Origin of the sequence: Nonomuraea sp. NPDC046570 (assembly GCF_040645915.1) — a bacterium.
Lineage (GTDB): Bacteria > Actinomycetota > Actinomycetes > Streptosporangiales > Streptosporangiaceae > Nonomuraea.
Genome location: NZ_JBEYZF010000092.1, coordinates 1 through 5,350, shown reverse-complemented (window position 1 = coordinate 5,350; position 5,350 = coordinate 1). Strand labels below are relative to the sequence as shown.

7 protein-coding genes and 1 pseudogene are annotated in these 5,350 nt (G+C 67.1%); 3 read left to right on the top strand and 5 right to left on the bottom strand.

Annotation, left to right across the window (positions count from 1 at the left end):
• Window positions 1-669 (top strand): annotated as a pseudogene (locus ABZ911_RS42750) (hypothetical protein); the annotation flags it as partial.
• Window positions 666-1,460, top strand: coding sequence for an IS21-like element helper ATPase IstB (istB, locus tag ABZ911_RS42745; protein WP_358070308.1), 795 nt, complete (start codon window positions 666-668; stop codon window positions 1,458-1,460). The pseudogene ABZ911_RS42750 and the gene istB, both read left to right, overlap by 4 nt.
• A gap of 152 nt (window positions 1,461-1,612) precedes the next feature.
• On the opposite strand, the gene ABZ911_RS42740 is transcribed toward istB, so the two are convergent.
• The 5 genes from ABZ911_RS42740 to ABZ911_RS42720 all read right to left on the bottom strand — a co-directional run bounded on the left by ABZ911_RS42740 (window position 1,613) and on the right by ABZ911_RS42720 (window position 4,571).
• A complete protein-coding gene (locus ABZ911_RS42740) occupies window positions 1,613-2,473 on the bottom strand; it encodes a hypothetical protein (RefSeq protein ID WP_358070305.1) in 861 nt (286 codons plus the stop codon).
• Complete coding sequence (locus ABZ911_RS42735; protein WP_358070302.1) at window positions 2,470-3,018, bottom strand: sigma-70 family RNA polymerase sigma factor; 549 nt, start codon at window positions 3,016-3,018, stop codon at window positions 2,470-2,472. Before ABZ911_RS42735 ends, ABZ911_RS42740 begins: the two co-directional genes overlap by 4 nt.
• Window positions 3,019-3,278: 260 nt before the next feature.
• Window positions 3,279-3,902 (bottom strand): hypothetical protein, encoded by a 624-nt coding sequence (locus ABZ911_RS42730; protein ID WP_358070299.1) that lies wholly within the window; start codon window positions 3,900-3,902, stop codon window positions 3,279-3,281.
• Between the two features lie 85 nt (window positions 3,903-3,987).
• Window positions 3,988-4,296, bottom strand: coding sequence for a hypothetical protein (locus tag ABZ911_RS42725; protein WP_358070296.1), 309 nt, complete (start codon window positions 4,294-4,296; stop codon window positions 3,988-3,990).
• A gap of 56 nt (window positions 4,297-4,352) precedes the next feature.
• A complete protein-coding gene (locus ABZ911_RS42720) occupies window positions 4,353-4,571 on the bottom strand; it encodes a hypothetical protein (protein WP_358070294.1) in 219 nt (72 codons plus the stop codon).
• 39 nt (window positions 4,572-4,610) lie between these two features.
• Here ABZ911_RS42720 and ABZ911_RS42715 point away from each other — a divergent pair, with 39 nt between their 5' ends.
• Window positions 4,611-4,847, top strand: a complete 237-nt coding sequence (locus ABZ911_RS42715) for an ATP-binding protein (RefSeq protein ID WP_358070291.1) — start codon at window positions 4,611-4,613, stop codon at window positions 4,845-4,847.
• Window positions 4,848-5,350: the final 503 nt, after the last annotated feature.

Here is a 5,350-nt window from a genome sequence, read left to right as displayed (position 1 = left end):
GCCGGCAAAGGAGCCGGAAAACGGGCCGCTATCGTCCGACGACGTGCTGGAAACCGAGAACAAGCAGCTCAAAGCCCGAATCCGGGAGCTGGAACAGCCTCTGAACTGGTCGTCTATGACGGGCGGGAGGAGGTCGCCCGTCACGAGCGGCTGAAGGCCAAGGGCCAGGCTCGCCTGGTGCTGGATCACTACTTGGAAGCGCTGGTGCGCAAGCCCGGCGCGTTGCCGGGCGCCACAGCCTTGGAACAGGCTCGGGCAGCTGGGCGCTTCACCCCCGTCCATGACCAGTGGTGGGCTGCCGCCTGCAAGGCCCACGGCGATTCCGAGGGCACCAAGGCCTTGGTCGCGGTGCTGTTGCTGAGCCGCCACATGACTCATGAACACCTCGTCGCGGGCATGGCCGCAGCGCTTCGCGCCGGCGCGCTGACCGCCGATGCGGTGGCGCTGGAAGCTCGTAAGGCAGCCGAAGCCGACCAGGCGGAGCCGACGGCCTCATCGCAGCCGCCGCCGGAACTCGCCCAGCACGCCACGGTGACGTCACTGACAGCGCGGCGGCTGGCTCAGCTTCCGCCCGACACTCGGCCGCTGCCTTCGGTGGCCGTCTATGACCAGCTACTGCGCCGCCGATCCAGCGGTCAGGGCTCCTCCAGCAAGGGAGAGACGCAATGACGTTCAACCGCAATCGCGGACTGACCGAGCAGGCTGCAGAGACCGCGGTGGACACGGCTTGCCGGATGCTGCGGCTGCCGACCATCCGGGCGAAGTTCCCCGAACTCGCCGAGGCCGCCGCCCGCGAGCAGATGTCCTACCGCGGGTTCCTGGCTGAGCTGCTGATGTCCGAATGCGACGACCGGGCGCGGCGCCGCTCCGAGCGGCGGATCAAGGCGGCGGCGTTTCCCCGCGACAAGTCACTGCGCGAGTTCGACTTCGATGCCAACGCCAGCATCGACCCGGCCGTGATCCATACCCTGGCCTCGTGTGAGTGGGTGAAGAAGGGCCAGCCGCTCTGCCTGATCGGCGATTCGGGAACCGGCAAATCGCATCTGCTGATCGCGTTGGGCACTGAGGCCGCGATGGCGGGATTCCGGGTGAAGTACACCCTGGCGACCAAGCTCGTCAACGAGTTGGTCGAGGCTTCCGATGACAAGCAGTTGTCCAAGACGATCGCCAGATATGGCCGCGTCGACCTGCTCTGCATCGACGAACTAGGCTACATGGAGCTGGATCGGCGAGGCGCTGAGCTGCTGTTCCAGGTGCTGACGGAGCGCGAGGAGAAGAACAGCCTGGCCATCGCCTCCAACGAGTCCTTCGGCGGTTGGACCAAGACCTTCACCGACCCCCGGCTCTGCGCGGCCATCGTCGATCGGCTCACCTTCGGCGGCGCGATCATCGAAACCGGAACCGATTCCTACCGGCTCGCACGGACCCGCGCGAAGGCTGAGCACGCCAACGCGGGATAACAAAGACGGGGCCTTGGACGCGGCGTTTCCTCGCCGGGTAGCCCCCGATGCGAGCAATGCATCGGGGCTACCGGCGAGGAGGGACACCGCCTCCGAGGGCCCTCTCTCGTTGGGACGCCGGGGTCCGCTTTTGTCTATCGATCTTGCATTGGTCAGAAGCCGGGCGGCCGGGTCGCGTCCGGGCCTGGCACGACGCGTAGAACGATCACGCCGTCGTTGTAGGTTTCAGCCGACGAGACCGACCATCTGGGATCGATGCGAGAAGCAGGCACGTTCTGCTCGTTGCGGCCGTCCCTGCCCCCATTCCCCGCCGGCCAGTCGAGCTCATAGGCCACCTTCAAGTCATGCTTGCGTACGAGGCGCACCGCCTGTTCGACGGAACGTCCCTGGATCTTGACACCCGCCAGCGCCTCACCTGGCCAGCTCGCGTCGGCGCGGAAGGCGTACTTTTCGCCGGGCTTCGCGGGACGGCCCAGGAAGAACTGCGCGGGCCCATTGATGTCCGCGGCGACGCGGAAGGCCTTCAGGCATCCTTCGACACGCTCGGCGCAATCGAACACGGTCGCCGACGCGCCCTGCTCGAGGTCGGGCCTGTCGAACCCGAAGACAGGTCCTCGCTCCTGCGGCGACACGGGGATCAGCTTCACTGTGACCTTGTCCAGACCGACGGAGTGGAAGGCTTTCTCCAGCTCGGCGGGGGTGGGATCACCGTCGGTGATGTAGAAGGCGTACATGTCGCCGTCGCGGTCGATCGTCACGGCCTGGCTGGCGTACACCTGCTCGGACGCCCTAAACAGGGACGGCCCGACGACCAGGGCTCCCGCCAGGACGGCGCTCGCGGCCACGCCGAGCAGGATGCGGCGAGGAGAGGGCATGCGTCGTCGCTGGGCCGGAGCCTGCTCCAACAGGACGATCTCCGCCAGCAGCGCGTCCGCCCCAGCGGAGGACGCCCAGTCGGCCAGGTCCTCGTCCAATACCTTTGCCCGGTTCTTGAGGATCTGGTCGGTGTTCATCGTGACTCCTTCTCGAGGAGCGGCCGCGTTTCGAGACGGGCCGATGGGCGGATCTGTTGCAGGGCCTTGGTGAAGCGCTTGCGGGCCCGGTGCAGGCGGGTGCGGGCGGCGTTGCGTGAGCAGCCCAGCACTTCGGCGATCTGCCCGGGGTCGAGCTCCTCCCAGACGGCCAGGGTCAGCAACTCGCGATCGTCGTCGGAGAGCATGTCCATGGCCCTGCCCACCTCATCAGGGCCGCCCAGGGGAGAGGGCGGCGGGAAGAGAATCTCGGCCTCGGCCGTGAGCTCGGCGTGCCTGGTAGCTCTGCGCCGCTCGCCGCGACGGTGGTTGGCCAGGACCCGCCGGGCCACCCCGTACAGCCAGAGCCTGCCGGCATCGCCGTGCGGGAGCTCAGCCATCCGCCGCCAGGCGATCACGTAGGTCTCGGCCACGACGTCGGCCGCGTCCTCGGCGCAGGAGCACCGCCGCGTGGCGTAACCGAGGATCTGCTCGTACGTTCGCCGGTACACGGCCTCGAACCGGGTCCGGTCGTCTGTTTCATCCACTTGTCATCCTCGTCAGGCCTTCCGAACGCTTCGGGGGTTTCAATCCCTACGTGTCCGCGCGCGACCGCAGAATTACAGGCCACTACGACTCGCGCTCTGCCACCACTTCATCAGGAGTAGGTCAGAGCCCGAAAAGTCAGCAGCCGCGCGTACGGTGAAGATCTCCCCCTGACGCGGACCGCGTTCATTCGAGGTGCTGAAGTTGAACGAGGGCGAGCGCCTCAGGCAAGCTTCGCCCTCACACATTCAGGGCAAAGAGGTCATGAAACGGCGCCGAGGGTCTCTGCACTGTTGCTGAATCTCATCGACAGTCCCGACCCCGTTGAGCCGCTGGCGTTGCTCGAACTCGTGAACAAGCGTTGCTGCTTCTGATCGATGCAATCAGGCGTTACCGGCACCCCATGTTGGAGACGAAGGTGCGGCGCGCGTCGTGCGGGCGCACCGCGCTGGTGCCAGCCTGGCCGGCACGTTTGTCCAAGACGTCCTTGGCCGGCGTACGGGTGGATCTTGTTGCCGCCGCGTTCCAGGCGGGGGAACAGCGGCGGGCACGTCGGCGTGTTCGAGGCGGCCGTTGTATCGGGTGTCCCAGACCAAGCCGTCGCCGAGCTCCAACACGGGCACATCGGCGCGCGGTCGGACGCCGCCGAAGGCGACCAGGAACGCGGTTCCTTCTGGGACGCTGGCGGATTCGACGATGCGGATGTCGCCGACGGGGTCTCCATGGTGTCACCGGCGGGCGGCCGCAGCTTGAGCAGCAGCGTGAGTTCGTAGCCGCTCCGGCGGCCGAACCCGGCGAGCTTGCTGGTGTGGGCGATGACGACCTCCGGCTGCCCGGAGTGCTGGAAGCCGTGATCCTCGACCATGGCGATCGCGTGCTCGGCCAACTCGTACAGTCCGCGCCGGGCTGCGGCCGGGCCTTGTTCCTCGTCGCCGCAGTGTGCCCACGTCCGGCTGGTGACCAGGACATCGTCATAGCCCGCCCGGGTCTCCCAGGCGGACGTCGTTCAGGCCCGCGTTCTCGAGCGTGCGTACGAGGTCGGGGGTCCCTGGTGGCGACAGCTCCGTCTTGAGCTTGGTCAGATGGCCGGCGGCGAAGCCGGGGAGCTTGACCAGCGCGGCGTCCGACCAGGCGGAGAGGTCGCCGAGAGTCGTGATCGGCGGCTGCGCGTCCTTGAGCGGGCTGGTGACGTACCAGGTTAGTTTCGGCATGGCCTCCTTGAGCGGGGTGTTGTCAGGGAGGCCAGCCTTGGCGATCAGGTCGGCGACGCTCTCTTCCACGGGGGCGGGTTCTCCTTGTCTGTGGTCGGGGTGGCCGGGGATCGGTGTCCAGGGAGTTAGATCCAGGCGGGCGGGGCGCCGGGGATCTGCTCGGCGATGCGGGCGCGCTTGGCGGTGAGCAGGTGCGTGTTCTCGCTCTCTTCGTCGTCGGGGTCGTCGCCCTCGTCGCCGGCGACCTCCATGAAGCGGTCGAGGATCTTGAAGATTGCCTCCTGGTCGTCGGCGTCGAGGTCGAGGACGATGCGGACGAGCGGGGCGTCGGGCGGGATACTCATGGCGGGCACCGTCTTTCGGGTCGGGGGCGGCCCGGCGCGTTGGCCGGGCCTGCGGGCGATGAGGGGTTAGGGCAGCGTGATCAGCAGGACGATGCGATCGCCTCAGACGAGGCGTTTTCTGGATGGACCAAGACATTCACCGAACCTCGACTCTGCGCCGCCATCGTCGATCGCCTGACCTTCGGCGGCAACATCATCGAGACCGGCACCCACTCCTACCGGCTGGCCAAGACCCAAGCCCAAGCCGCACCCGCCCAGAAAGCCGCAGCAGGCTGACATCCCCTCTTCCCTCCGCCTCCTCGAACAAGCGCCCACCAGCCGACCAGAGGATCAGGTCAAGATGGAGCGCCCGCAGGCGAAGCCGAGGACGAACGATCTTTACCTGAGACGAAGGCCGGCTATCGTCGCACGCGCCGAGGAGACCGAACCTAACCGTCACCGGCCCGTCCCCCTGGAGGTCGCCGCGTTGATCGACACTGCGCGTCCGTTCCGGCACCTTCGCCCTGAACGAACTCCGTATCGTCTTGGCCGCAGGTGATCGCGCGAATCTGGCAGCGGGTCGTTGTACGTTGTTCCCTGGCTAGAGCCTGTACGGAGTTCGGATCTCTAGGCTGGCCGGAGGCTTCGGACCCATAGGACGGCCCCGCGTACACTCCGCCACCTGGAGGCTGGGGACACGTTCGTTTGCGACATGAGGTCGCACGTTTTGAGTGGTCACGAGAAGGGAGGCCCGGCGATGTCGGGACCGTGATCCAGGTCAGTGTCTGAGACCTGTCCCT

What these genes read in the sequence shown, in the direction of transcription:
- istB (WP_358070308.1), top strand. Translation starts at nt 666, where the DNA reads ATGACGTTCAACCGCAATCGCGGACTGACCGAGCAGGCTGCAGAGACC.
- ABZ911_RS42720 (WP_358070294.1), bottom strand. Translation starts at nt 4,571, where the DNA reads ATGAGTATCCCGCCCGACGCCCCGCTCGTCCGCATCGTCCTCGACCTC.
- ABZ911_RS42740 (WP_358070305.1), bottom strand. Translation starts at nt 2,473, where the DNA reads ATGAACACCGACCAGATCCTCAAGAACCGGGCAAAGGTATTGGACGAG.